Source organism: Sphingopyxis sp. 22461 (assembly GCF_052044915.1).
Taxonomy (GTDB): domain Bacteria; phylum Pseudomonadota; class Alphaproteobacteria; order Sphingomonadales; family Sphingomonadaceae; genus Sphingopyxis.
Genome location: NZ_JBQENY010000003.1, coordinates 358,339 through 381,292 on the forward strand (window position 1 = coordinate 358,339; position 22,954 = coordinate 381,292).

Below are 22,954 nucleotides of genomic sequence, written 5' to 3' on the forward strand. Positions count from 1 at the left end.
GATCGACCTGTCGCCGACCCGCCCCCGTAAGCATTAGTTCTTGGCTGCCGCCTCGGCCTTGCGCTTGGCTTTCTTGCCTTCGCCTTCGGCCTTCGGCTCGGGCAGTTCGACCTTGCCGCCAGCCTTTTCGACCGCTTCGATCGCGCCCTTCGACGCGCCGGCAACGGCGAAGTTCAGCTTCGCGGTGATTTCACCCTTGGCGAGGAGGCGGACGCCGTCCTTGCCGCCGCGGGCAACGCCGGCAGCCTTGAGCGCGGCGTGATCGATGACAGCCTTGGCGTCGAGCTTCTTCTCGTCGACCAGCTTCTGGATCATGCCCAGATTCACGATCGCGAAATCCTTGCCAAAGATATTGTTGAAGCCGCGCTTCGGGATACGCATGTGGAGCGGCATCTGGCCGCCTTCGAAGCCGTTGATCGCGACGCCGCTGCGGGCCTTCTGGCCCTTCTGGCCGCGGCCGGCGGTCTTGCCCTTGCCCGAGCCGATGCCGCGTCCGACGCGCATACGGCCCTTGCGGGCGCCATCATTGTCACGAAGTTCATTAAGCTTGATCGTCATTGCACTCGCTTTCGCTTTTATCGCGCTGATAGGTAAAGGTCGGGTCGCGAGGGGTTCAGCCCTCGACGACTTCGACCATGTGCGGCAGCTTGCGGATCATGCCGCGCACTTCCGGGGTATCGACCAGTTCGACCTCGCGGTGCATCTTGCCCAGGCCGAGGCCGGTCAGGATCGCACGCTGGCTCTTGGGACGACGGATCGGCGAACCGATCTGGCGGATCTTGATCTTCTTGTCAGCCATCGTCTTACTCCGTCACCGCCGCGGCTTCCGCCTCGGCTGCGCGGTCGGACGCACCGCCACGCTTGATCAGGTCCGAAACCTTCTTGCCGCGGCGCTGCGCGACCGACTTCGGGCTGGTCTGCTCGCCGAGCGCTTCGAAGGTCGCACGGATCATGTTGTAGGGGTTCGAGGTGCCGACCGACTTGGTCACCACATCGGCCACGCCCAGCGATTCGAACACGGCGCGCATCGGGCCACCGGCGATGATGCCGGTACCGGCGGGTGCCGAACGCAGCGTCACATTGCCGGCACCGAAATGGCCACGGCCATCATGGTGCAGCGTGCGGCCGTCGCGCAGCGGAACGCGAATCATCGCCTTCTTCGCGGCAGCGGTCGCCTTCGAAATGGCTTCGGGCACTTCGCGCGCCTTGCCATGACCGAAACCGGCGCGGCCCTTGCCGTCGCCGACGACGACGAGCGCGGCGAAACCGAAGCGCTTGCCGCCCTTCACGGTCTTCGAGACGCGGTTGATGTGAACGAGCTTTTCAATCAGCTCTTCGCCACCGTCTTCGTCGCGCGGGCGACGATCGTCGCGGCGGCCACGGCCACCGTCACGACCGCCACGACCACCGTCACGGCCGCCGCCACGGCCGCGGCGCGGAGCCTGGCCATCGGTGGGGGCTGCTTCGGGAGCGCCTTCGACGTTCTGTACTTCGTCTGCCATGATTAGAACTCCAATCCGCCTTCGCGAGCCGCGTCGGCCAGCGCCTTGATGCGCCCGTGGAACAGGAAACCGCCGCGGTCGAACACGACCTGCGTCACGCCCGCCTTTTTCGCGGCAGCGGCGAGGCGCTTGCCAACGTCGGCAGCCGCCGCGGTGGTCGCGCCGGTCTTGCCGCGGACATCCTTGTCCAGCGTCGAGGCCGCAGCGAGCGTCTGCCCGGCAGCGTCATCGATGAGCTGTGCATAGATGTGGCGGCCCGAACGGTGCACCGACAGGCGAGCGCGGCCACCCGCGCGCTGACGGAGGGCGGTACGGACGCGCTGACGGCGTTTTTGGAAAGGGGTAAGATGTGCCATGGCTTACTTCTTCTTGCCTTCTTTGCGGAAGATGTACTCGCCGCGATATTTGATGCCCTTGCCCTTATAGGGTTCGGGCTTACGCCAACGGCGGATTTCCGCCGCGACCTGGCCGACCTGCTGCTTGTCGATGCCGCTGATCTCGATCGTCGTGTTGTCCGGCGTCTTGATCTCGATGCCTTCGGGCACCGCGAAATCGACATCGTGGCTGTAGCCGAGCTGCAGCTTCAGATTCTTGCCCTGCGAGTTGGCGCGATAGCCGACACCGGTGATTTCGAGGACCTTGGTGAAGCCTTCGGTCACACCCGTGATCAGGTTCTGCACCAGCGTGCGCTGCATGCCCCAGAAAGCGCGAGCTTCGCGGGTGCCGTTCGCGGGCTGGACCGAGATGCTGCCTTCGGCGACTTCATAGTTGATGAGGTCGGAAAGCGGCATCGCGAGCGTGCCCTTGGGGCCCTTGACCGAGAGCTGGCCGCCGTCGATCGCGGCGGTAACGCCGCCGGGGATTGCCACTGCCTTTTTACCAATGCGCGACATCAGAACACCTCCGCCAGCACTTCGCCGCCGACATTATGTTCGCGTGCTTCGGCGTCCGAGAGAACGCCGCGCGGGGTCGACACGATGGTGATACCAAGGCCGTTGCGAATGATCGGAAGTTCTTTCGAACCCGAATAGACGCGGCGGCCCGGCTTCGAAACGCGCGCCACATGGCGGATCGCCGGCTGCCCTTCGAAATATTTCAGTTCGATGCGGATGCCCTTGTGCTGACCCTTGGCACCCAGCGCTTCTTCGCTGTAGCCGCGGATATAGCCTTCGCGCTGGAGAACATCGAGAACGCGGACACGCAGGGTCGAAGCCGGCGTCAGGACGCTGTCCTTCTTCGCCGTCTGGCCGTTGCGGATGCGGGTGAGCATATCACCCAGGGGATCGGTCATTGCCATCTTGTCAGTCCCTTACCAGCTCGACTTCACAACACCGGGGATCAGGCCCTTGTTGGCCAGATCGCGGAGCTGGATACGGCACAGCCGGAATTTGCGATAATAAGCGCGCGGGCGCCCCGTCAGCTCGCACCGGTTACGGATGCGGGTCGGGTTACCATTGCGCGGGATTTCCGCCATCTTGAGGCGCGCGATCAGACGCTCGCCATCGTCGAGCGAGCTGTCCGCTGCAATCGCCTTCAGCTTCGCGTAACGGCCGGCGTATTTCTTCACCAGCTGCTTGCGACGCTCGTTCTTGTTTACCGAACTCAGTTTCGCCATGACTTAAGTTCTCTTTCCTTCTTGAAAGAGCCTGCCAGATCCCGGGGGGATCAGGCGGCTTCCTTTTCCTGCGCTTCGATCGGGAAGGGGAAGCCGAACAGCTTGAGCAGTTCGCGGGCTTCATCGTCCGTACGGGCGGTGGTGGTGACGATCACGTCCATGCCGCGCACCTGGTCGATGCGGTCATAGTTGATCTCGGGGAAGATGATCTGCTCTTTCAGGCCCATGGCATAGTTGCCACGGCCGTCGAAGCTCGTCGCCGACACGCCGCGGAAGTCGCGGATGCGCGGCATTGCGATCGTGATCAGGCGATCGAGGAATTCGTACATGCGTTCGCGGCGCAGGGTTACCTTGCAGCCGATCGGCATGCCTTCGCGCAGCTTGAACTGTGCGATCGACTTCTTCGCCTTGGTCACGACAGGCTTCTGGCCGGCGATGAGTTCCATCTCGGCAGCGGCCGATTCGACCTTCTTCTTGTCCTGCGTGGCTTCGCCGACGCCCATGTTGAGCGTGATCTTTTCGATCTTCGGCACTTCCATCGCATTCTTGTAACCGAACTTCTCGGTCATCGCCTTGACGATCACATCGTCATAGCGAGTGCGCATGCGCGGGGTGTAGTTGTCAGCCATTGAGCGTCTCCCCGGACTTCACGGCCACGCGGACCTTCTTGCCGTCCTTGGTTTCAAAACGAACGCGGGTCGGCTTGCCGGTCTTGGGATCGGCAATCGCGACCTTGCTCGCGTACAGCGGCGCTTCCTTGCGCTCCAGGCCACCCTGCGGGTTGGTCTGGCTCGGCTTGCGGTGGCGCGTGATGACATTGATGCCAGCGACGACGACCTTGCCGTCTTTCGGCAGGCTCTGCGTCACTTCGCCGGTCTTGCCCTTGTCCTTGCCGGACAGGATGACAACCGTGTCGCCCTTCTTGATCTTTGCCATGCTCATGGTCAGAGAACCTCCGGTGCCAGGCTGATGATCTTCATATAGCCGCGGCCGCGCAGTTCGCGGACGACGGGGCCGAAGATACGGGTGCCGATCGGCTCCTCATTCTTGTTGACGAGCACGGCGGCGTTGCTGTCGAAACGGATGACCGAGCCATCGGCGCGGCGCACGTCCTTGGCGGTGCGAACGATAACGGCACGATGCACGTCACCCTTCTTCACCTTGCCGCGGGGCTGGGCTTCCTTGATCGACACGACGATCACGTCGCCCACGCCGGCGGTACGACGCTTCGACCCGCCCAGCACCTTGATGCACTGGACGCGCTTTGCACCGCTGTTGTCAGCGACTTCCAATTGTGACTGCATCTGGATCATCGATGCATTTCCTTCTTTTTTGGCCTACCGGGATGCCCCGGCGGTTCCGTGAAACTCAGCTTAGGCGTCAGCAGCCGTCTTGGGCTTGCTGTGGGTGTCGACCTTGTCGAGCACCTTCCACGTCTTCAGCTTCGAAATCGGCTTCGTTTCCTCGATGCGGACGGTTTCGCCGGCCTTGATGGCGTTGTCCTCATCGTGGGCGTGATACTTTTTCGAGCGGCGGATGATCTTGCCGTACAGAGGGTGCTTCACCTTCCGTTCGACCTTCACCACGACGGTCTTGTCGCCCTTGTCGGACACCACCGTACCGGTCAGAATGCGCTTCGGCATCGATAGTCTCCTTACTTCGCGGCCGAGCGCGTGCGCTCGGTCTGCTGCGTCTTGATGCGGGCGATCGAGCGCCGCACTTCCTTGACGCGCGATGCTTTTTCAAGCTGGCCGGTGGCCGCCTGGAAGCGGAGGTTGAACGCCTCGCGCTTCAGTTCGCCAAGCTGTTCGGCGAGCTGGTCGTCGGTCTTGGCCTTGAAATCTTCGGTCTTGGACATGGCCCTTAACCCTCCAGATGCGAGGTGTCGCCGAGACGGGCAATCACCTTCGTCTTGATCGGCAGCTTCATCGCGGCGCGTTCGAACGCCAGCGCGGCCACGGGGCCGGGGACGCCGTCGAGTTCGAACAGGATGCGACCCGGCTTCACGCGAGCGGCCCAGAATTCCGGCGAACCCTTGCCCTTACCCATACGGACTTCGGCAGGCTTCGACGACACGGGGACGTCGGGGAAGATGCGGATCCACAAACGGCCCTGACGCTTGATCGCGCGGCTGATCGCACGGCGAGCCGCTTCGATCTGACGTGCGGTAATCCGCTCGGGTTCCATCGCCTTCAGCCCGTAGGAGCCGAAGTTCAGGCTGGTCCCACCCTTGGCATTGCCATGGATGCGGCCCTTGAAAGCCTTGCGGAACTTGGTTTTTTTCGGTTGCAGCATGTCAGCAGTCCTTAGCGGCGATCTTCACGAGCCGGACGGACGCCGGTCGTCTGTGCGTCGAGCATCAGACGGTCGGTCGCCATCGGGTCGTGGCCGAGAATCTCGCCCTTGAAGATCCACACCTTGATCCCGCACACGCCATAGGCGGTGTGAGCGGTCGATTCGGCGTAGTCGACGTTGGCGCGCAGCGTGTGAAGCGGCACCCGGCCTTCGCGGTACCATTCGGTACGTGCGATTTCCGCGCCGCCGAGACGGCCGGCGCAGTTGATGCGGATGCCTTCGGCGCCCAGACGCATCGCCGACTGAACCGCACGCTTCATGGCGCGACGGAACGCGACGCGGCGTTCGAGCTGATCGGCAATGCCCTGGCCGACGAGCTTGGCGTCGACTTCGGGCTTGCGGATTTCGACGATGTTCAGCGACACGTCGCTGCCCGTCAGTTCACCGAGCTTCTTGCGCAGCTTTTCGATGTCCGCGCCCTTCTTGCCGATGATGACGCCCGGACGGGCGGCATAGATCGAGACGCGGCACAGCTTCGCCGGACGTTCGATCACGACCTTCGAGATCGCGGCCTGCGGCAGGTTCTTGAACACGTACTGGCGGATCTTCAGATCCTCGACCAGCATGCGGCCATAGTCCTGGCCTTCGGCGAACCAGCGGCTGTCCCAGGTGCGGTTGACCTGCAGGCGCAGGCCGATCGGATTGCTCTTCTGGCCCATCTTACGCCTCTTCTTCCTGTTCGCGCACGACAATGCGGATGCGGCTGAACGGCTTGACGATCCGGGTCGACTTGCCGCGGCCACGAGCGTGCCAGCGCTTCATCGAGATCGACTTGCCCACGCTCGCTTCCTTGATGACGAGCGCATCAACGTCGAGGTTGTGGTTGTTTTCCGCGTTGGCGACGGCGCTGGCGAGAACCTTGCGCACGTCGACAGCCATCGCCTTCTTCGAGAAGGTGAGGATGTTCATCGCGTCTTCGACCTTGCGGCCGCGGATCAGCGCGGCAACGAGGTTCAGCTTCTGCGCCGAACCGCGAATCTGCGTGCCGACCGAGAGAGCCTCGTTATCCGCAACGCGGCGGGGGGACTTTTCCTTGCCCATTAGCGTTTGCCCTTCTTGTCAGCAGCGTGACCGGGGAAGAAGCGCGTCGGCGCAAATTCACCCAGCTTCATGCCGACCATGTCTTCGTTCACCGACACCGGCACGAACTTGCGGCCGTTGTAGACGTTGAAGGTCAGCCCCACGAACTGCGGCAGGATGGTGGACCGACGCGACCAGGTCTTGATCGGGGCATTGCTGCCGCCGTCCTGGGCCGTTTCGGCTTTCTTGAGCAGATGGAGGTCCACGAAAGGACCCTTCCAGACCGAGCGAGCCATGGCTTACCTCTTCTTCTTCGCGTGACGCGACCGGATGATCATCTTGTCGGTCGACTTGTTGTGGCGCGTACGCGCACCCTTCGTCGGCTTGCCCCACGGGGTAACCGGGTGACGGCCGCCCGAGGTACGGCCTTCGCCGCCGCCATGCGGGTGATCGACCGGGTTCTTTGCAACACCGCGCGTCAGCGGGCGCTTGCCGAGCCAGCGATTGCGGCCGGCCTTGCCCAGGTTGGTGTTCTGGTTGTCGGGGTTCGACACCGCACCGACCGTGCCCATGCACTCGCCGCGAATGTAACGCTGCTCGCCCGAACCGAGACGCACGATGACGAGACCGCGGTCACGACCGACGACCTGTGCATAAGTGCCAGCCGAACGGGCGATCTGGCCACCCTTCCCCGGCTTCATCTCGATATTGTGGACGATCGTGCCGACCGGCATCTGCGACAATTCCATCGCATTGCCCGGCTTCACGTCGGTCTTCTTGCCGGCGACGACGGTGTCGCCAACGGCCAGACGCTGCGGCGCCAGGATATAGGTCTGCTCACCGTCTTCATACTTGACGAGTGCGATGAACGCCGTGCGGTTGGGGTCATATTCCAGACGCTCGACGGTAGCCGGCATGTCCCACTTGCGACGCTTGAAGTCGATGAAGCGGTACTTCTGCTTGTGGCCACCGGCGATACCGCGCGAGGTCACATGACCTTTGTTGTTGCGGCCACCGGTCTTGTTCTTGCCTTCGGTCAGCGCCTTGACGGGCTTGCCCTTCCACAGCGACGACTTGTCGACGAGGATCAGGCCGCGCTGCGCGGGGCTGGTCGGATTATAGGATTTAAGTGCCATTTTCTCTGCCTCTTCCTACAATCAGACGCCGGTCGTGACGTCGATCGTCTGGCCTTCGGCCAGGCGAACGATCGCCTTCTTCACGTCGCTGCGGGTGTAGGGCTTGCCCTTCCAGCGCTTGGTCTTGCCCTTGGTGATCAGCGTGTTGACGCTGAGAACCTTGACATCGAACAGCGCCTCGACGGCGGCCTTGATCGCGGGCTTGGTTGCGTCGTTCGCAACCTTGAACACCACGGCATCATTTTCGCTGAGCAGCGTCGACTTTTCGGTGATCACCGGAGCGAGGATCACGTCATAGTGACGCGCGTCGACTGTTTTTGCCTTAGCCATTGAAGCGTGCCTCCAGCTTTTCGAGGCCGGCGCGGGTCAGGACCAGCGTATCGGCGCGCAAAATGTCATAGACGTTGGCACCCGCGGCCGGCATCGCATTGATGCCGATGAGGTTGGCCGACGCCATGGCGAAGCTTTCGTGCACTGCATCACCGTCGATGAAGAGTGCGCGATTGCCGAGTTCGAGCTTGCCGAGCTGGCCGGCGAGCGCCTTGGTCTTGGCGTCCTTGAGCTCGAGCGTGTCGAGAACGAGGATCTTGCCGCCCTTCGCCTTGTCGCTCAGCGCCATTTTCAGGCCGAGCGTGCGGATCTTCTTGTTCAGCGAGTGGCCGAAGGTGCGGGCACGCGGGCCATGCGCCTTGCCGCCGCCGATGAAGATCGGAGCTGCGCGATCGCCGTGACGAGCCGTACCGCCGCCCTTCTGGCGACCGAACTTCTTGCCGGTGCGCGACACGTCGCTGCGTTCGCGGGCGGCGCGAGCCGGGCCACGGCGCTTTTCGAGCTGCCAGCTGACGACACGGTGAAGGATGTCGGCGCGCGGGTCGACGCCGAACACATCGTCGTTAAGATCGATGTCTGCGCCGGCCTTGCCGTCGATGGTGTGAACCTTGACCTTCATGATCAGGACTCCTGTGCGCCGTCGGTGGTGGCAGTGTCGACCACGGTTTCTTCAACCGGGGTTTCCACAGGCGCATCAGCCGGGGCTTCTTGATTGGCGTTCGCTGCGCTCTTGATGCCCGCCGGATAGGGGGCCTCGGGGTGGCGCGGCAGCTTGACCGCATCGCGGACCATCAGCCAGCCGCCCTTCGAGCCAGGGACCGAGCCCTTGACGAAGAGAAGGCCGCGCTCGACGTCGGTGCGGACGATTTCGAGATTCTGCTGGGTGCGGTTGCGTGCGCCCATGTGGCCGGCCATCTTCTTGTTCTTGAAGACGCGGCCCGGATCCTGGCGGTTACCGGTCGAACCATGCGCACGGTGGCTGATCGAAACACCGTGGGACGCGCGCATACCGCCGAAACCCCAGCGCTTCATCGCACCGGCAAAGCCCTTACCCTGGGTCACGCCCTGGATGTCGACAATCTGGCCGGCGACGAAATGGTCGGCCGACAGTTCGGCGCCGACGTCGAGCGTCGCGTCGTCGGCGACGCGGAATTCGACGATCTTCGCCTTGGGCTCAACTTCGGCCTTGCCGAAAGCGCCACGCTGCGGCTTCGCAACATTCTTCGCCTTCGCCGAGCCGGCACCGAGCTGAACGGCCACATAGCCGTCACGTTCTTGTTCGCGCACAGAAATGACCTGACAGCCTTCGAGGCTCAGGACGGTGACGGGCACATGGCGGCCGTCGTCCTGAAACAGGCGGGTCATCCCCATTTTCTTCGCGATCACGCCAGTCCGCATGATCATACTCCTCAACAGAGGCCGGGCGGACCATTCCGCACGGCGTGTGGGACCTCATCAAGGCAAACCCCGACGAGAACCCTCCCAGCCCAAAATTTCGATACATCGCCCCGTCCGGGCTGAGGTGCCGCCTTCCCTTAGGAGAGCGGCGAGACGGGGGACGCAGCCCGGTCTGGATGTTTCCGAAGAAACGACCGGCGGTATCCACCCTATCGTCGGTCCGGATCGCGCCGGACAATGCAGTCACCGAAGTGTCCTGCCGATAGAGACCCCGGTTTTCACCGGGGCTGCGCTGGCCTCAGGCCAGCTTGATCTCAACGTTCACGCCCGCGGCGAGGTCGAGCTTCATCAGCGCGTCGACCGTCTGCGGGGTGGGCTGCACGATGTCGAGCAGCCGCTTGTGGGTACGCACCTCGAACTGCTCGCGCGACTTTTTGTCGACATGCGGGCCGCGGTTCACGGTGAATTTTTCAATACGCGTCGGAAGCGGGATCGGGCCGCGAATAAGCGCTCCGGTACGACGTGCCGTATCGGCGATGTCGGTGGTGGCCTGATCGAGCACGCGGTGATCAAAGGCCTTCAGGCGAATGCGAATATTCTGCGTTTCCATGACTGTTCCAGTCGAATCCCGTCTAACGATGCGAAAGAGCCGAAATGGCCTGCTCCGATTTCCGCAGGGAAACCGGATCGGCCATCAAAATTCTTTAAGCTACGAGCCGCGCGAATCAGTTCCGAATCGCGCGGCTCGCGGCCCTATATTACTTTGTGACCGTGGCCACAACCCCTGCGCCGACCGTGCGGCCACCTTCGCGAATTGCGAAGCGGAGACCCGGGTCCATGGCGATCGGAGCGATCAGCTTGACCGACAGCTGGACGTTGTCGCCCGGCATGACCATTTCGGTACCGGCGGGCAGAATGACTTCGCCGGTGACGTCGGTGGTGCGGAAGTAGAACTGCGGACGATAGTTCGCAAAGAACGGCGTGTGACGGCCGCCTTCGTCCTTCGACAGGACGTACACTTCCGAGGTGAACTCGGTGTGCGGCGTGATCGAGCCGGGCTTCGCCAGAACCTGGCCACGCTCGACTTCTTCACGGCCGACGCCGCGGATCAGCGCACCGACGTTGTCGCCAGCCTGGCCCTGGTCGAGCAGCTTGCGGAACATTTCGACGCCGGTCACGACGGTCTTCTTGGTGTCCTTGATGCCGACGATTTCGACTTCTTCACCAACCTTGACGATGCCGGTTTCGATACGGCCGGTAACGACGGTACCGCGACCCGAGATCGAGAACACGTCTTCGATCGGCATCAGGAAGGGCTTGTCGAGCGGACGTTCCGGCTGCGGGATCCACGCGTCGACGGCAGCCATCAGCTTCAGGATCGCGTCCTTGCCGATGGCGTCGTCGCGACCTTCGAGGGCGGCGAGAGCCGAACCCGGGATGATCGGGATATTGTCGCCGTCGAAGTCGCGCTTCGAAAGTTCTTCGCGGATTTCGAGCTCAACGAGTTCGAGCAGCTCGGGATCGTCCAGCTGGTCGACCTTGTTGAGGAAGACGACCATGGTCGGAACGCCAACCTGCTTCGCGAGCAGGATGTGCTCCTTCGTCTGCGGCATCGGGCCGTCAGCGGCCGACACAACGAGGATCGCGCCGTCCATCTGGGCGGCACCGGTGATCATGTTCTTCACATAGTCGGCGTGGCCCGGGCAGTCGACGTGCGCATAGTGGCGGTCTGCGGTTTCATATTCGACGTGTGCGGTCGAAATGGTGATGCCGCGCTCGCGCTCTTCGGGCGCCTTGTCGATGTTCGCGAAGTCGACGGCGGTGCCGCCGGTCGTTTCGGCGAGCACCTTGGTGATCGCTGCGGTCAGCGAGGTCTTGCCATGGTCGACGTGACCGATGGTGCCGATGTTGCAGTGCGGCTTCGTCCGCTCAAATTTAGCCTTGGCCATGATGGTATAACCTTCTTGTTCAATGTTTGCGTTGATCAGTCCTGGACGAGCCTGCTGAATCAGGCGCCGCCCTTAGAGGGTCTTGCCGCGCGGTGCAAGCCCGCGCGGCTTTGACCCATCAGGCCATCTTGGCCTTCACTTCTTCGGCGACGTTGGTCGGCACTTCTTCGTAATGCGAGAATTGCATCGAATAGCTGGCGCGACCCTGGCTGAAACTGCGCAGCTGATTGACGTAGCCGAACATGTTCGCCAGCGGAACGATCGCCTCGACGACCTGGGCGATGCCCCGGCTGTCGGTGCCCTGGATCTGCCCGCGGCGGCTGTTGAGATCGCCGATCACGTCGCCCATGAATTCCTCAGGGGTAACGACTTCGACCTTCATCACCGGCTCGAGCAGCTTGATGCCGGCCTTCGCCGCCACTTCGCGCATCGCCGCACGGCCCGCGATTTCGAACGCCAGCGCCGACGAGTCGACGTCGTGATACGCGCCGTCCGTGAGCTTGATTTCGAAGTCGATGATCGGGAAGCCGATCATGTGACCGTTTTCGGCCGACTCGCGCATGCCCTTTTCGACCGACGGGATATATTCGCGCGGAATGTTACCGCCCTTGATCTCGTCGATGAAGGTGATGCCCGCGCCGCGTTCGCCGGGAGCAACGCTGACCTTGACGCGGCCGAACTGGCCCGAGCCGCCCGACTGCTTCTTGTGGGTATAGTCGACGTCAACGGCCTTCGCGAGCGATTCGCGGTACGCCACCTGCGGCGCGCCGACGTTCGCTTCGACCTTGAACTCGCGCTTCATGCGATCGACGAGGATGTCGAGGTGAAGCTCGCCCATGCCCTTGATGATCGTCTGGCCCGATTCATGGTCGGTCGACACGCGGAACGAGGGATCCTCGGCGGCCAGGCGGTTGAGCGCGATGCCCATGCGTTCCTGGTCGGCCTTGGTCTTCGGTTCCACCGACAGCTCGATGACCGGCTCGGGGAATTCCATCCGCTCGAGGATGATCGGCGCGTTGGTCGCGCAGAGCGTGTCCCCGGTGGTGGTTTCCTTGAGGCCGGCGAGCGCAACGATGTCGCCCGCATAGGCTTCTTCGATGTCTTCGCGGCTGTTCGCATGCATCAGCAGCATGCGGCCAACCTTTTCCTTCTTGTCCTTCACCGAGTTCAGGTACGTGCCCTTGTTGAGCGTACCCGAATAGATGCGGGCGAAGGTGAGCGAGCCGACGAACGGGTCGTTCATGATCTTGAACGCGAGCAGCGACAGCGGCGCATCGTCGGCCGGCGGACGCGAATCGGGGGTCTCGCCGTCGAGCTTCAGGCCCTGAACGTCGGGAATGTCGAGCGGCGAAGGCAGATAGTCGACGACCGCATCGAGCAGCGTCTGAACACCCTTGTTCTTGAACGCAGAGCCGCAGAGGACCGGAACGAACGCCTGTGCCAGCGTACCCTTGCGGATCAGCTTCTTGAGCGTCGCGACGTCGGGAACGGTGCCTTCGAGATAGGCTTCCATCGCGTCGTCGTCCTGTTCGACGGCGAGTTCGACGAGCTTTTCGCGATATTCGGCCGCCTTGTCGGCGAGGTCGGCGGGGATTTCCTCATAGAAGAATTCGGCGCCGAGGCTTTCGTCCTTCCAGATGATCGCACGCTCGTTGACCAAGTCGACGAGACCCTTGAAGTCGCCTTCGGCGCCGATGGGCAGATAGAGGACGGCCGGGGTCGCACCGAGGCGATCGATGATCGTCTGGACGCAATAATAGAAGTCGGCGCCGGTGCGGTCGAGCTTGTTGACGAAGCACATGCGCGGAACTTTATACTTGTCGGCCTGACGCCACACGGTTTCCGACTGCGGCTCAACGCCGGCAACGCCGTCGAACGCGGTGATCGCGCCGTCGAGCACGCGCAGCGAACGCTCGACTTCGATCGTGAAGTCGACGTGGCCGGGGGTGTCGATGATGTTCAGGCGATGCTCGGGGCCCTGACCTTCGTCGGCCTTCCACAAGCAAGTGGTCGCCGCGGACGTGATCGTGATGCCGCGTTCCTGCTCCTGCTCCATCCAGTCCATCGTCGCGGCGCCGTCATGGACTTCGCCGATCTTGTAGGACTTGCCGGTGTAGTAAAGGATACGCTCGGTCGTCGTGGTCTTGCCGGCGTCGATGTGCGCCATGATCCCAAAGTTGCGATAATTTTCGAGCGGATGGCTGCGTGCCATGGTCTTTTCCTTGGATGTGGGGGGCGGCCTTTAGAGCCGCCCCCGATATAGGAATGATTGTTACGATTGCGAGACGCGACAGCGTCCCGCGCGCGCTTACCAGCGGTAGTGGCTGAAGGCGCGGTTAGCTTCGGCCATGCGATGCGTGTCTTCACGCTTCTTCACGGCGTTGCCACGGTTGTTCGACGCGTCGAGCAGCTCGCCCGACAGGCGCGCGGCCATCGTGGTTTCGCTGCGGTTGCGCGCGGCGGTGATCAGCCAGCGGATCGCGAGTGCCTGTGCACGTTCGGGACGGACTTCGACCGGAACCTGATAGGTCGCACCGCCGACGCGGCGGCTGCGGACTTCGATGTTCGGGCGGATGTTCGCCAGCGCTTCGTGGAACACGCCGATCGGTTCCTTCTTGGCACGGGCTTCGACCGACTCGAGCGCACCGTAAACGATGCTTTCGGCGACGGACTTTTTCCCGTCCAGCATGACGCTGTTCATGAATTTCGACAGCACCGTATCACCGAAACGGGGATCGGGCAGGATTTCGCGGCGTTCAGGACGACGACGACGAGCCATAGGTAATTCCTTTTACAACAGCATCCCGGCGCCAGGGCAGCCAGGGATGATCAAATAGCCGAAAAAGCGGTCCTTACTTCGGACGCTTCGCACCGTACTTCGAACGGCTCTGCTTGCGGTCCTTCACGCCCTGCGTATCGAGCACGCCGCGCAGGACGTGGTAACGCACACCGGGAAGATCGCGGACACGACCGCCGCGGATCAGCACAACGCTGTGTTCCTGGAGGTTGTGGCCTTCGCCGGGGATGTAGGTGATGACTTCGCGCTGGTTGGTCAGGCGGACCTTCGCAACCTTGCGGAGCGCCGAGTTCGGCTTTTTCGGGGTCGTCGTATAGACACGGGTGCAAACGCCGCGCTTTTGCGGGTTTGCGTCCATCGCCGGGACCTTGGACTTCACCTTCTGGGGAGTCCGGCCCTTGCGGACCAGCTGGTTGATCGTGGGCATGAATGCTTCACCTTTAAATGTCCGCCCATCAAAGCGAACGGTTACTGTACCGCGGTGGATGAAGCTCCGGCCGATAACCCGCCAAAAAAGGCGAAAAACGGCCGACCTGATAACAGCAAAAGACCCCGGCGGATCGCTACGATCTTCCGGAGGCTCCATCCGCGCCAGCAATGTTCAAGCGCTGTTGCAACTGAAAGAGGCAGCAAACTGCCCTTTTCGGTCGAGCGGGCCCCTAGACCCGATTCCCTCGCGGGTCAAGGGGCGGGCAATATTGTTGCGCCCGCCGGGACGGGCTATCGGGAGCCATGCCCGCCGTCCGCCACGCCAGCTTTCCGCCTCACGTCGCGCCCAACACGCGATTGCTGATTCTCGGGAGCCTGCCCGGCGTCCGCTCGCTCGCCGAGCAGCAATATTATGCGCATCCGACGAACCAGTTCTGGCGCCTGCTCGGCGCGGTCATCGGCCAGCCGCTCGCGGACCTGCCCTATGCCGACAGGCTGGCCGCGCTGCGCGAGGCCAAGGTCGGGCTGTGGGACGTGATCCGCAGCGCCGAACGGCACATGAGCAGCGACAACCAAATCCGCGAAGCCGAGGCGCACGACCTCGCGGCGCTGATCGCCGATATGCCCAACCTGCGCATGATCGCCTTCAACGGCGGCAAGGCCGCGGCGATCGGACGGAAGCAGCTGCCGCCACTCGAAGGCATCACGATTGTCGACCTTCCGTCGAGCAGCGCCGCGCATACGATCGGCTTCGCGGCGAAGCGCGATCGCTGGCTGACGCTGCGCGGCGCGCTCTGATTTCAGTCGACCACCGTCCCGCGCGCCATCACGAAGTCGACCTTCTTCAGCACGCGCACGTCGGCGACCGGATCGCTCGCGACCGCGATGATGTCGGCGCTCTTGCCCGGCGCAATCGTGCCGATCTCGTTCGACAGCCCGAGCAGGTCGGCGGCGTTGACTGTCGCGGCCTTCAGCGCCTCGACCGGTTTCATCCCGTGCTGGACCATCAGTTCGAACTCGTCGCCGTTGCGGCCGTGCTTCGACACGCCCGCGTCGGTGCCGAAGGCGATGCGCACGCCGCGCGGGACGAGTTGCTGCAAGCTCTTGCCGGTGATCGAGATGCGCCACTGAATCTTGGCGAGCACGTCGGGTTCATAAGCGTTGGTGTTCGCCGCGATGCGTTCCTTGTAGCCGTTCACGGTCGACAGCGTCGGGACGTAATATGCTTTCGACTTCGCCCACGCCGCGATCGTCGCCTCGTCGAGGATCGTGCCATGCTCGATCGAGTCGGCCCCCGCGTCGAGTGCGAGGCGGATGCCGTCGGCGCCGTGCGCGTGGACCGCGACCTTCTTGCCGAACAGATGCGCGGTATCGACGATCGCCTGTGCCTCGTCGTCGAACATCTGCTTGCCGAGACCCGCACCGATTCGGCTGTTCACCCCGCCGGTCGAGGCGAATTTGATCACGTCGGCGCCGCGCCCGATCTGCAGCCGCACCGCGCGGCGGCAGTCGTCGGCGCCGTTGCAGGTGTTGCCCGCACCCGCGAAGAAGGGGCGGAGCTCGTCGCGATAACCGAGCGATCCGTCCATATGCCCCGCGCTGCCCGAAATGCTGTTGCCGGCGTCGACGATGCGCGGCCCCTGCGCCTTGCCCGCGAGGATCGCATCCCTGAGGGCGAGAGTTGCGCCGTCGCCATCGCCGAGGTTGCGGACGGTGGTGAAGCCCGCGCGCAGCGTCTTCATCCCGTTCGCCTCGGCATTGAACGCCTGCGCGGCGGGGCTGAGCGTGACCTCTTCGAGCTGGCCGGCGATGCCGCCCGCGTCGCTGGTCAGATGGACATGGCTGTCGATCAGTCCGGGGAGGACATATTTGTCCCTGAGGTCGATCAGCGTCGCACCGGGGTCGGCGGGCTGATAGCCGTCGGCGATGCTCAGTATCTTGCCGCCCTCGACGATGATCGTCGAGGCGCCGCGCGCGGGCTTGCCGGGTTCGGCGAGCAATTGCCCGGCGTGGATCACCGTGCGCGTCGGCGCCTGCGCGGCGAGCGGCGTGGCGAGCGCCGCGCCGATGAGCGCGAGCGGAAGAATTTGAATCGGCTTCATTCTGGCATCCCCTGTATTTGAATTGAGGAGCGTTAAAGCCGATCAGAAGCCCATCGTAAAGCGAAGCGCCGCACCCCGGTCGTCGGGCATCGCGGCGATATGCCCGGGATCGCGGCGCCACCAGCTATTCGCGATCAGTTCTCCGCCGAAGAGCGACAGTGCATAGCTCGCCTCGACTACCAGTTCGCGGCCCGTCGGCGCGAGATTATAGCTGCGGCGGCCGAAGTCGGTGCGGCCGGTCGCATAGTCGTGCGCGACGGGAAGCATCAGGTCGATGCCGCCGCGCGCGACGCGCAGCGGCTGGGCGAAACGGAGCGCGGCGCGGTCGCGCGGCCGCATCAGATTCGCCTTGGCAATGTCGAACGAGAAGGCGGTCGACCAGAGCACGCCGCCCGCAATCAAGCCTTGGCTGTCGGGGCGTGTCCACATCTGGCGCCAGGCGGCCGCAACTTTCCAATCATCGCGCACATCGAGGATGAAGCTGGCATCGCCGACGAGGCTGGTGGCGCCGCCGGCACCGAACATCGGGCCGAGGCGGGCGCCGAGGAGGCTGTCCGATTCGCGCAGCCAGCTCGCGCCGAGCGCGGTGCGGACCGGGCCGAAGCGCGCATCCCACGCGGCGCCGACGCGCTGGTAGCGGCTGTCATGGCCCGATCGGTAGCGGAGGAGGGGGTCGTCCTGCCAGCGTGTTCCTGACACCCAGCCATTTTCCAATGTCATATTAACATATTGATTATTAAAGATATTATGCCGGATTATCGTGCCAATTCCGGGACTTGCGGCGAAGCCCAAGCCCTCGTGCGCGGCGTCGCCGATCAGCATCGCATGGCCGCTCTCGCCGCGCTCGCCCGCGAGCAGGCCGCCGGTGCCGCGGCCGGCCGTAAAGCCGATGCGCGTCCGTCCATCGAGGCGCGTCATCACCGAAGCCGCGAGGGTGCGTGCGCGCTGCGCATCGTGGAAGGAGAGGCCGGCGAGCGCGTCGGTGCCGCCGGTGCCGGGCGCGGTGACAAGCGAGAGCGCGAGCGACCGGCTTGCGGCGCTCTGCTGGCGGACGAGACCGCCGATCGCGCCCGAAAGCTTGAAGTCGGGACGCCGCTGGCCCAGCGAGCCGCCGAAATCGACGTCGAAAGCGCGGCCGAAGCCGTCGGTGACAAGGCCCGTCGTGCCGGCCCCGCCGGCATCGCCCATCGGACCGCCGAGGATACCCAGCGGCGCGCCGAGCGCGACCGCGGTCGCGGTGCCCGCGAGCGATGTGGCGCCCATCGGCTGGAAAGCGCGCGCAATGTCGAGGATGCCCTGTCCGTACACCGCATCGTCGCCAGCGGCGCCGGCATCGCGCGCCGATTGATAGAGAAGCGAGACGATCTGCTGGCTCGACAGATTCGGAAACGCCTGCGCGATCAGCGCGACCGCGCCCGCGATCTGCGGCGCGGCAAAGCTGGTGCCGTTGAGCACGAAGACGAAATTGCCCTCGGTCTTGAGCACGCCATTTTCATAGGCGCAGCACACACCCTCGCCGAGCGCACTCAGGTAGGAGCCGGCATAGCCGCCCGCGCGGTTGCTGAACCCGGAAATCGCGCCATTTTCATTGACCGATCCGGCAATGACGACGAGCCCGCCGCCAGCGTCGCGCAGCCCGCGCGCGAAAAAATCGGGGTTGTTGGGGTCATTGCCGTTCGCGGTCGTGTCGCCATCATTCCCCGCCGAGACGATGACGATAATCCCCGCCGCGGTCGCGCGCGAGACCGCGGCGCGCAAGGTGGCACCGGGCAGGTCTTCGCCGCCGAGCGAGATGTTGACGACGCGCGCGCCCGCGCCGACCGCACGGTCGAGCCCCGCCGCGATCGCGGTTTCGGGAAAGCGGCAGCCGCTTTCGTCGTTCGAGGGGTCTTCGGTCGCGCAGCTGCCCGGCCGGTCGGCGCGCAGCACGAGCAGGTTGGCGTTGAACGCGATGCCGAAGGTGCCGACGTCATTCTTTCCACCGAGCAACAGCTGCGCGACATTGGTGCCGTGCGTCCCCTCGCCGTTGATGCCGCGCGACCCGGCGAGGTCGATCGATTGCGACGAGATGCGGCCGGCGAATTCGGGGCTGTCCTGATCGATCCCGTCGTCGATGACGCCGGCGAGGATATTCTGCCCGGTCGCCCCCGCCTGATAGGCGGTGATCGCGCCGTGGAAATTGACGCCGTCGGAGCGGCGCGTTTCGGCGGTATCGAAATTGCCCGTCGGCGGCGGGGTCGGAGTGGGTGCAGGCGTGGGGGTCGGGGTCGGGGTCGGGGTTGGCGCCGGGGCAGGGGCGGGCGGCGGGGCGGGGGTCGGCGAGGGCCGTGCACCGCCACCGCCACATGCGGCGAGCGAGAGCGCGGCAAGACCCAGCAGAAGGGGCAAAGGCCGCGCGGCCATCCGCCGGATGCTGCTGCGTCGGTTCGCGTCGGCCATCGCCGTTCCCCTTTGCCGTGATGTCCGCCTTTTAGCGCGGCGGAGGGGGCAGGGGTAGCATCATGCGGTTAACCGATCCTCCCTGTGCCCGAAGGGCATGGGGAGGGGGACCATCCGCGAAGCGGATGGTGGAGGGGCCGGAGACGTTGCGCATTGGCCCCTCCGTCAGCGCTTCGCGCTGCCACCTCCCCATGGCTTCGCCACAGGGAGGATCTTTTCACCTCCGCTTGCTCCCATACGCCCCAGCCTTTATGCGCCGCCGCATGCCCGCGCCGCTCGACCATATCGACAGCTGGATCTTCGATCTCGACAACACGCTCTATGCGCCGTCGGCGAGGCTTTTCGACCTGATCGACGAACGCATGGGCGCCTTCATCATGCGGCTGCTGAATGTCGACGCCGCCGAGGCGCGGCGGGTGCAGAAGCAGTATTTCCACGACCATGGCACGACGATGGCGGGGCTGATGCGGCACCACGGCGTGCACCCCGAGGATTTTCTGGTCGACGTCCATGACATTGCGCTCGACCGGCTGAGTGTCGATGCGCGGCTGCGCGCCGGGCTGGAGCGGCTGCCCGGGCGCAAGCTGATCTTCACCAACGCCGATGCCGATTATGCCGCGCGCGTGCTTCACGCGCGCGGGATCGCCGACCTGTTCGACGGCATCTGCGATATCCGCGTCACGCGCTATACGCCGAAGCCCGATCCCGAAGCCTATGCCATGATGATCACGCATCTGGGAATCGACCCGGCGAAAAGCGTCTTCGTCGAGGATATGGCGCGCAACCTGACGCCCGCCAAAGCGCTCGGCATGACGACCGTCTGGCTGGACAATGGCAGCGAAAGCGGTCATCGGGACCACCTGCCGGAGCATGTCGATTTCCACGCGACCGACATCGCCGACTGGCTCGACAATCTGCCTTTACCATGGGGAATTTCATGACCACCGACCTGCAATCGACGATCGAAGCCGCATGGGATGACCGCGACACGCTGGGGCTGACGACGACGGGCGCGGTGCGCGAGGCGGTCGAGACCGCGCTCGCCGGGCTCGACGACGGCAGCTACCGCGTCGCCGAGCGCGATGCGGGCGGAACCTGGCAGGTCAACCAGTGGCTGAAGAAGGCGGTGCTGCTGTCCTTCCGCCTCAACGACATGGAATTGATCGAAGGCGGTCCCGGCGGCGCGCGCTGGTGGGACAAGGTGCCGTCGAAATTCGCCGGCTGGGGCGAGAACCGTTTTCGCGACGCGGGTTTCCGCGCCGTTCCCGGGTCGATCGTCCGCCGCGGCGCCTATATCAGCAAGGGCGCGGTGCTGATGCCGAGCTTCGTCAACATCGGCGCCTATGTCGGCGAAGGCTCGATGGTCGACGCCTGGGCGACCGTCGGCAGCTGCGCGCAGATCGGCGCCAACGTCCATCTGTCGGGCGGCGCCGGGATCGGCGGCGTGCTCGAACCGCTGCAGGCGGGGCCGGTGGTGATCGAGGACGGCGCCTTCATCGGCGCGCGCGCCGAGGTTGCCGAGGGTGTGATCGTGCGCGAGGGCGCGGTGCTGTCGATGGGCGTCTACCTCGGCGCATCGACCAAGATCGTCGACCGCGCGTCGGGCGAAATCTTCATCGGCGAAGTCCCGGCCTATTCGGTCGTTGTGCCGGGCGCGATGCCGGGCAAGCCGCTGCCCGACGGGACGCCGGGGCCGTCGCTGTACTGCGCGGTGATCGTCAAGCGCGTCGACGCGAAGACGCGCGCAAAGACCGGGATCAACGAGCTGCTGCGCGACTGATCGCCGCCTGCGCCGCGATCAGCGCATCGTGGCGGGCGAAAGGCAGGGTACGGTGTCGGCGGTCCAGTCGATCTCGTAGGTGGCGGGCACGAGCCTGCCGCCGGGCGCCGGCGGCTTGGCGACGTCGGGCTTGTAAAAGACCCATGCCATGCTGTTGTCAAAACTGGCAATCCGGCCATTGTCGCGCCGCGCGCTGATCGCGTCGATTTCGGGCTGTTCGACGCGCAGGCCGCGGACCAGGCGGATCGATCCGTCGCGAAGGTCGAAGGCGCGGTAATGATTCTTGCCGAAAATGCGCGTGTCATAGCCCGTTTTGAACGACCAGTTCGCGGCGTTCGTCGTCGCCGGCAGCCGCAGCGTCGTCACGCGGCAGTCGAATTCAGGGGCGCTATAATAGGGTAGGTCCTGATTCTGGTCCGCCGCCCGCGCGCGCCGTTCGGGCGGGTTGAAACCCCCGCCGGGCAGCGCGAGCGACTTGTCGCCGTCGCCGTCATCGTCCCAGTCGACCGTCCATGTGCCGGTGATGGTGAGGACGCTGGCCTCGGCCTTTTGATCATAGCGCCATTTGACGTCGTCGACCGTCTCCCACGTTCCGCCCACCAGCTGTTGGCGCATGCCGTCGCGCAATTGATCGGCGGTCAATCCGGACAGCTCGACCTGTTGCTGCAACCCCCGGATGCCGCGGACGATGGTGGTGTTCGTCACCCGCGCCGGCCGATCGAAGCCCGCCCGCGCGTCGATTTCATAGAGGGTGATTTCGTTCGGCTTGCTGGCCGGGCGCCATTCGAGTTTCTGGAGCGCGCTGCCCTTCGCGGTCACCGGCAGGACCCATCGATAGGGAATCGCCGGGGTGGCAGCGGACGGAACGACCGGCGGAAGCGTGCCGTCGAGCCAGTAGGCAGCGCCGTCGATCTTTGCCCGCACCAGCACATGGTCGAATATCCCCGGATTGGGCAGGCGTTCGTCGAGGCCGTCGTCGGCACCGCTGTTGTTGGCGAGGACAGCTTCGGCGTCGATTCCGAGCTTGCCGAGCAAGCCCAGCAGCAGCGCCGTCTTGCCCTTGCAGTCGCCGTAACGCCGCTGCCATGTTTCCTCGGCGGTGGCGGGGGTTAGATTTCCGCTGCCCAGCCCGACATAGATGTAGCGCACATCCTGTTGCACCAGTTTCAGCGCGGCATTGGCCCGGTCGAGCGGCTTCGCGTGCGCCGCGGCGATGCGCTGCGCTTCCTTGTCGAGCGACGAACCGTCGGCGATCGCCGCGGCCTTTGCGTACAGCGGGGCGAAGTGCCGCGAAATCGTGGCCCAGTCGGCGAAGTCGGTGAATTCGACGATCCGCTGCCATTGATAGCGCGCCGGCGCGTCCTTCGGCGGCGTCAGAAGCGCCGGATTGTCGAACCGGAAGTCGATCCCGCCGTCGCGCGATACGCCGATCGCCGTCATGTCGGGGGTCATCCTGACCGCAGGCTTCAGCCCCTTGTCCCAGCTCAGTCCCAGCCGGTAGCGGCCGGGCGCCGGGTTGGGCGCGAGAAAGAGAAGGCCCGAATCATTCTTTCCCAAAGTGGGGTCGCTCGACCGGGTCGTCAGCTCGACCTCAAGCTCGTCGCCGACGCGCAGATCGGGCACGCGGAGCACCGCGGTGAGGACGCCGTCGAGTTTCGCCGCTTCCAGCTGATCCTCGCGGCGCAGGATTTCGAACGATGTCTTTTCGAGAACGTCGATCGTCTCGTTGCCCCGATGAACCTTGACCAGATGCACCACCGGGGCGCCCGATGCGGGATTCCAGGCGGTCGAGACATTTCCGATTTGCAACGCATTCGGATGGAGGATTCGGATGCGATAACCGAAATATTGCGCCTGCCCCCGTTCATCCAGATGAATGAGCACATCCTGACGCCGCACGAAAAACATCCCGCCGGCATCGGCCGGAACCGGCATCAGTTCGGACGGAACCGCCCAAGGCGGCACCGCGCCGCGCTGGATCTGATTGTCTTCGGCACGGACCGGCGCGTGCGCGAGCACGGCCGCCACGAATATCGAAACTGGAATGCGCACTATACCCCCCCGACTCCGCAGCATAATGTCGTGAATTCATCACGATGCAA

Annotated in this window: 31 protein-coding genes; 3 read left to right on the plus strand and 28 right to left on the minus strand. The window is 64.3% G+C overall.

The genetic code is table 11. From position 1 onward, the window contains the following. Window positions 1–33 precede the first annotated feature (33 nt). From rplO to rpsL, 25 genes are all read right to left on the minus strand, one after another. Complete coding sequence (gene rplO, locus ACTJI5_RS06630; RefSeq protein WP_082521560.1) at window positions 34–558, minus strand: 50S ribosomal protein L15; 525 nt, start codon at window positions 556–558, stop codon at window positions 34–36. Window positions 559–613: 55 nt separating this feature from the next. Further along, window positions 614–799 (minus strand): 50S ribosomal protein L30, encoded by a 186-nt coding sequence (gene rpmD, locus ACTJI5_RS06635; protein WP_037515666.1) that lies wholly within the window; start codon window positions 797–799, stop codon window positions 614–616. Between the two features lie 4 nt (window positions 800–803). After that, entirely contained in the window at window positions 804–1,502 is a 699-nt protein-coding gene (rpsE, locus tag ACTJI5_RS06640) for a 30S ribosomal protein S5 (protein ID WP_082521561.1), read from the minus strand. A gap of 2 nt (window positions 1,503–1,504) precedes the next feature. Next, window positions 1,505–1,858 carry a 50S ribosomal protein L18 gene (rplR, locus tag ACTJI5_RS06645; protein WP_058539577.1) on the minus strand — a complete coding sequence of 118 codons (354 nt, stop codon included), beginning with the start codon at window positions 1,856–1,858 and terminating at the stop codon, window positions 1,505–1,507. A gap of 3 nt (window positions 1,859–1,861) precedes the next feature. Beyond that, a complete protein-coding gene (rplF, locus tag ACTJI5_RS06650) occupies window positions 1,862–2,395 on the minus strand; it encodes a 50S ribosomal protein L6 (protein ID WP_056373116.1) in 534 nt (177 codons plus the stop codon). Continuing rightward, the gene (gene rpsH / locus ACTJI5_RS06655; protein ID WP_037515661.1) at window positions 2,395–2,799 is read right to left on the minus strand and encodes a 30S ribosomal protein S8; all 405 of its coding nucleotides are present in this window, start codon (window positions 2,797–2,799) and stop codon (window positions 2,395–2,397) included. The genes rplF and rpsH overlap by 1 nt, the downstream gene beginning before the upstream one ends. Window positions 2,800–2,811: 12 nt before the next feature. Next, complete coding sequence (gene rpsN / locus ACTJI5_RS06660; RefSeq protein WP_037515659.1) at window positions 2,812–3,117, minus strand: 30S ribosomal protein S14; 306 nt, start codon at window positions 3,115–3,117, stop codon at window positions 2,812–2,814. Window positions 3,118–3,167: 50 nt separating this feature from the next. Continuing rightward, window positions 3,168–3,746: a 50S ribosomal protein L5 gene (gene rplE, locus ACTJI5_RS06665; RefSeq protein ID WP_058539579.1), complete on the minus strand. Its 579-nt coding sequence runs from the start codon at window positions 3,744–3,746 to the stop codon at window positions 3,168–3,170. Then, window positions 3,739–4,059, minus strand: coding sequence for a 50S ribosomal protein L24 (gene rplX, locus ACTJI5_RS06670; protein ID WP_440859769.1), 321 nt, complete (start codon window positions 4,057–4,059; stop codon window positions 3,739–3,741). Before rplX ends, rplE begins: the two co-directional genes overlap by 8 nt. Before the next feature lie 2 nt (window positions 4,060–4,061). Then, complete coding sequence (gene rplN, locus ACTJI5_RS06675) at window positions 4,062–4,430, minus strand: 50S ribosomal protein L14 (RefSeq protein WP_011543078.1); 369 nt, start codon at window positions 4,428–4,430, stop codon at window positions 4,062–4,064. Between the two features lie 60 nt (window positions 4,431–4,490). Then, on the minus strand, window positions 4,491–4,760 hold the full coding sequence (gene rpsQ / locus ACTJI5_RS06680; RefSeq protein WP_039578283.1) for a 30S ribosomal protein S17: 270 nt from the start codon (window positions 4,758–4,760) through the stop codon (window positions 4,491–4,493). An 11-nt stretch (window positions 4,761–4,771) separates the two neighbouring features. Beyond that, a complete protein-coding gene (gene rpmC, locus ACTJI5_RS06685; protein ID WP_039578281.1) occupies window positions 4,772–4,975 on the minus strand; it encodes a 50S ribosomal protein L29 in 204 nt (67 codons plus the stop codon). A gap of 5 nt (window positions 4,976–4,980) precedes the next feature. Next, window positions 4,981–5,412: a 50S ribosomal protein L16 gene (rplP, locus tag ACTJI5_RS06690; RefSeq protein ID WP_037515653.1), complete on the minus strand. Its 432-nt coding sequence runs from the start codon at window positions 5,410–5,412 to the stop codon at window positions 4,981–4,983. Window positions 5,413–5,423: 11 nt separating this feature from the next. Then, window positions 5,424–6,131 (minus strand): 30S ribosomal protein S3, encoded by a 708-nt coding sequence (rpsC, locus tag ACTJI5_RS06695; RefSeq protein ID WP_037515652.1) that lies wholly within the window; start codon window positions 6,129–6,131, stop codon window positions 5,424–5,426. 1 nt (window position 6,132) lies between these two features. Next, on the minus strand, window positions 6,133–6,513 hold the full coding sequence (gene rplV, locus ACTJI5_RS06700; RefSeq protein WP_037515650.1) for a 50S ribosomal protein L22: 381 nt from the start codon (window positions 6,511–6,513) through the stop codon (window positions 6,133–6,135). Further along, entirely contained in the window at window positions 6,513–6,788 is a 276-nt protein-coding gene (rpsS, locus tag ACTJI5_RS06705; RefSeq protein WP_037515648.1) for a 30S ribosomal protein S19, read from the minus strand. The genes rplV and rpsS overlap by 1 nt, the downstream gene beginning before the upstream one ends. Window positions 6,789–6,791: 3 nt before the next feature. After that, window positions 6,792–7,628, minus strand: a complete 837-nt coding sequence (gene rplB, locus ACTJI5_RS06710; RefSeq protein WP_039578277.1) for a 50S ribosomal protein L2 — start codon at window positions 7,626–7,628, stop codon at window positions 6,792–6,794. A 21-nt stretch (window positions 7,629–7,649) separates the two neighbouring features. Continuing rightward, complete coding sequence (locus ACTJI5_RS06715) at window positions 7,650–7,958, minus strand: 50S ribosomal protein L23 (protein ID WP_037515644.1); 309 nt, start codon at window positions 7,956–7,958, stop codon at window positions 7,650–7,652. Next, the gene (rplD, locus tag ACTJI5_RS06720) at window positions 7,951–8,577 is read right to left on the minus strand and encodes a 50S ribosomal protein L4 (RefSeq protein ID WP_056373120.1); all 627 of its coding nucleotides are present in this window, start codon (window positions 8,575–8,577) and stop codon (window positions 7,951–7,953) included. The genes ACTJI5_RS06715 and rplD overlap by 8 nt, the downstream gene beginning before the upstream one ends. A 2-nt stretch (window positions 8,578–8,579) precedes the next feature. Beyond that, entirely contained in the window at window positions 8,580–9,356 is a 777-nt protein-coding gene (gene rplC, locus ACTJI5_RS06725; protein ID WP_058539599.1) for a 50S ribosomal protein L3, read from the minus strand. Window positions 9,357–9,654: 298 nt separating this feature from the next. Then, window positions 9,655–9,966: a 30S ribosomal protein S10 gene (rpsJ, locus tag ACTJI5_RS06730; protein ID WP_003042199.1), complete on the minus strand. Its 312-nt coding sequence runs from the start codon at window positions 9,964–9,966 to the stop codon at window positions 9,655–9,657. Window positions 9,967–10,114: 148 nt separating this feature from the next. Next, window positions 10,115–11,305: an elongation factor Tu gene (gene tuf, locus ACTJI5_RS06735; RefSeq protein ID WP_058539580.1), complete on the minus strand. Its 1,191-nt coding sequence runs from the start codon at window positions 11,303–11,305 to the stop codon at window positions 10,115–10,117. Window positions 11,306–11,423: 118 nt separating this feature from the next. Next, window positions 11,424–13,517, minus strand: a complete 2,094-nt coding sequence (gene fusA, locus ACTJI5_RS06740; protein WP_310250007.1) for an elongation factor G — start codon at window positions 13,515–13,517, stop codon at window positions 11,424–11,426. Between the two features lie 96 nt (window positions 13,518–13,613). Continuing rightward, window positions 13,614–14,084, minus strand: coding sequence for a 30S ribosomal protein S7 (gene rpsG, locus ACTJI5_RS06745; RefSeq protein ID WP_039578261.1), 471 nt, complete (start codon window positions 14,082–14,084; stop codon window positions 13,614–13,616). Between the two features lie 73 nt (window positions 14,085–14,157). After that, the gene (rpsL, locus tag ACTJI5_RS06750; RefSeq protein ID WP_037515637.1) at window positions 14,158–14,529 is read right to left on the minus strand and encodes a 30S ribosomal protein S12; all 372 of its coding nucleotides are present in this window, start codon (window positions 14,527–14,529) and stop codon (window positions 14,158–14,160) included. 305 nt (window positions 14,530–14,834) lie between these two features. Here rpsL and ACTJI5_RS06755 point away from each other — a divergent pair, with 305 nt between their 5' ends. Continuing rightward, window positions 14,835–15,329: a DNA-deoxyinosine glycosylase gene (locus tag ACTJI5_RS06755; protein WP_440859770.1), complete on the plus strand. Its 495-nt coding sequence runs from the start codon at window positions 14,835–14,837 to the stop codon at window positions 15,327–15,329. 2 nt (window positions 15,330–15,331) lie between these two features. On the opposite strand, the gene ACTJI5_RS06760 is transcribed toward ACTJI5_RS06755, so the two are convergent. After that, complete coding sequence (locus ACTJI5_RS06760; protein WP_440859771.1) at window positions 15,332–16,633, minus strand: amidohydrolase family protein; 1,302 nt, start codon at window positions 16,631–16,633, stop codon at window positions 15,332–15,334. A 42-nt stretch (window positions 16,634–16,675) separates the two neighbouring features. Further along, entirely contained in the window at window positions 16,676–19,072 is a 2,397-nt protein-coding gene (locus ACTJI5_RS06765; protein WP_440859772.1) for a S8 family peptidase, read from the minus strand. Window positions 19,073–19,335: 263 nt separating this feature from the next. On the opposite strand from ACTJI5_RS06765, the gene ACTJI5_RS06770 reads away from it, so the two are divergent. After that, window positions 19,336–20,013, plus strand: coding sequence for a pyrimidine 5'-nucleotidase (locus ACTJI5_RS06770; protein ID WP_439512729.1), 678 nt, complete (start codon window positions 19,336–19,338; stop codon window positions 20,011–20,013). After that, a complete protein-coding gene (gene dapD / locus ACTJI5_RS06775; protein WP_439512728.1) occupies window positions 20,010–20,852 on the plus strand; it encodes a 2,3,4,5-tetrahydropyridine-2,6-dicarboxylate N-succinyltransferase in 843 nt (280 codons plus the stop codon). The genes ACTJI5_RS06770 and dapD overlap by 4 nt, the downstream gene beginning before the upstream one ends. Before the next feature lie 18 nt (window positions 20,853–20,870). On the opposite strand, the gene ACTJI5_RS06780 is transcribed toward dapD, so the two are convergent. Then, window positions 20,871–22,904 (minus strand): DUF3857 domain-containing protein, encoded by a 2,034-nt coding sequence (locus ACTJI5_RS06780; RefSeq protein WP_440859773.1) that lies wholly within the window; start codon window positions 22,902–22,904, stop codon window positions 20,871–20,873. Between the last annotated feature and the right edge of the window lie 50 nt (window positions 22,905–22,954).

Coding starts and splice junctions, on each gene's coding strand:
- rplO (WP_082521560.1), bottom strand. CDS start 558: ATGACGATCAAGCTTAATGAACTTCGTGACAATGATGGCGCCCGCAAG.
- rpmD (WP_037515666.1), bottom strand. CDS start 799: ATGGCTGACAAGAAGATCAAGATCCGCCAGATCGGTTCGCCGATCCGT.
- rpsE (WP_082521561.1), bottom strand. CDS start 1,502: ATGGCAGACGAAGTACAGAACGTCGAAGGCGCTCCCGAAGCAGCCCCC.
- rplR (WP_058539577.1), bottom strand. CDS start 1,858: ATGGCACATCTTACCCCTTTCCAAAAACGCCGTCAGCGCGTCCGTACC.
- rplF (WP_056373116.1), bottom strand. CDS start 2,395: ATGTCGCGCATTGGTAAAAAGGCAGTGGCAATCCCCGGCGGCGTTACC.
- rpsH (WP_037515661.1), bottom strand. CDS start 2,799: ATGGCAATGACCGATCCCCTGGGTGATATGCTCACCCGCATCCGCAAC.
- rpsN (WP_037515659.1), bottom strand. CDS start 3,117: ATGGCGAAACTGAGTTCGGTAAACAAGAACGAGCGTCGCAAGCAGCTG.
- rplE (WP_058539579.1), bottom strand. CDS start 3,746: ATGGCTGACAACTACACCCCGCGCATGCGCACTCGCTATGACGATGTG.
- rplX (WP_440859769.1), bottom strand. CDS start 4,059: ATGAGCATGGCAAAGATCAAGAAGGGCGACACGGTTGTCATCCTGTCC.
- rplN (WP_011543078.1), bottom strand. CDS start 4,430: ATGATCCAGATGCAGTCACAATTGGAAGTCGCTGACAACAGCGGTGCA.
- rpsQ (WP_039578283.1), bottom strand. CDS start 4,760: ATGCCGAAGCGCATTCTGACCGGTACGGTGGTGTCCGACAAGGGCGAC.
- rpmC (WP_039578281.1), bottom strand. CDS start 4,975: ATGTCCAAGACCGAAGATTTCAAGGCCAAGACCGACGACCAGCTCGCC.
- rplP (WP_037515653.1), bottom strand. CDS start 5,412: ATGCTGCAACCGAAAAAAACCAAGTTCCGCAAGGCTTTCAAGGGCCGC.
- rpsC (WP_037515652.1), bottom strand. CDS start 6,131: ATGGGCCAGAAGAGCAATCCGATCGGCCTGCGCCTGCAGGTCAACCGC.
- rplV (WP_037515650.1), bottom strand. CDS start 6,513: ATGGGCAAGGAAAAGTCCCCCCGCCGCGTTGCGGATAACGAGGCTCTC.
- rpsS (WP_037515648.1), bottom strand. CDS start 6,788: ATGGCTCGCTCGGTCTGGAAGGGTCCTTTCGTGGACCTCCATCTGCTC.
- rplB (WP_039578277.1), bottom strand. CDS start 7,628: ATGGCACTTAAATCCTATAATCCGACCAGCCCCGCGCAGCGCGGCCTG.
- ACTJI5_RS06715 (WP_037515644.1), bottom strand. CDS start 7,958: ATGGCTAAGGCAAAAACAGTCGACGCGCGTCACTATGACGTGATCCTC.
- rplD (WP_056373120.1), bottom strand. CDS start 8,577: ATGAAGGTCAAGGTTCACACCATCGACGGCAAGGCCGGCGCAGACATC.
- rplC (WP_058539599.1), bottom strand. CDS start 9,356: ATGCGGACTGGCGTGATCGCGAAGAAAATGGGGATGACCCGCCTGTTT.
- rpsJ (WP_003042199.1), bottom strand. CDS start 9,966: ATGGAAACGCAGAATATTCGCATTCGCCTGAAGGCCTTTGATCACCGC.
- tuf (WP_058539580.1), bottom strand. CDS start 11,305: ATGGCCAAGGCTAAATTTGAGCGGACGAAGCCGCACTGCAACATCGGC.
- fusA (WP_310250007.1), bottom strand. CDS start 13,517: ATGGCACGCAGCCATCCGCTCGAAAATTATCGCAACTTTGGGATCATG.
- rpsG (WP_039578261.1), bottom strand. CDS start 14,084: ATGGCTCGTCGTCGTCGTCCTGAACGCCGCGAAATCCTGCCCGATCCC.
- rpsL (WP_037515637.1), bottom strand. CDS start 14,529: ATGCCCACGATCAACCAGCTGGTCCGCAAGGGCCGGACTCCCCAGAAG.
- ACTJI5_RS06755 (WP_440859770.1), top strand. CDS start 14,835: ATGCCCGCCGTCCGCCACGCCAGCTTTCCGCCTCACGTCGCGCCCAAC.
- ACTJI5_RS06760 (WP_440859771.1), bottom strand. CDS start 16,633: ATGAAGCCGATTCAAATTCTTCCGCTCGCGCTCATCGGCGCGGCGCTC.
- ACTJI5_RS06765 (WP_440859772.1), bottom strand. CDS start 19,072: ATGGCCGACGCGAACCGACGCAGCAGCATCCGGCGGATGGCCGCGCGG.
- ACTJI5_RS06770 (WP_439512729.1), top strand. CDS start 19,336: ATGCCCGCGCCGCTCGACCATATCGACAGCTGGATCTTCGATCTCGAC.
- dapD (WP_439512728.1), top strand. CDS start 20,010: ATGACCACCGACCTGCAATCGACGATCGAAGCCGCATGGGATGACCGC.